Raw genomic sequence first — 281 nt, forward strand, 5'->3', positions numbered from 1 at the left:
ACCACATACGCCACCAGCTGCGGCTCGCCGGCCCGCTCCTCGCGCGCCACCACCACCGCCTCGCGTACCCACGCATGTCCGCACAGGTGCGCGGCCACCTCGCCCGGCTCGATGCGAAAGCCCCGGACCTTGACCTGCTCGTCGGTGCGCCCCTGAAACTCCAGATTGCCATCCGGCAGGTACCGCGCCAGGTCCCCCGTGCGATACAGCCGATCGCCCTCCACAAAGGGACTGGCGATGAACCGCTCGGCTGTCAGCTCGGGGCGGTTCAGATAGCCGCG

General features: G+C 69.8%; 1 protein-coding gene. It reads right to left on the minus strand.

Features of this window, described 5'->3' with window-relative positions; genetic code table 11:
• Positions 1–281: hypothetical protein (locus AB3X89_RS40500; protein ID WP_368588094.1), on the minus strand; the 281-nt coding region annotated here is incomplete at both ends.

Origin of the sequence: Paraburkholderia sp. BR14320, from assembly GCF_040948665.1 — a bacterium.
GTDB lineage: Bacteria > Pseudomonadota > Gammaproteobacteria > Burkholderiales > Burkholderiaceae > Paraburkholderia > Paraburkholderia youngii.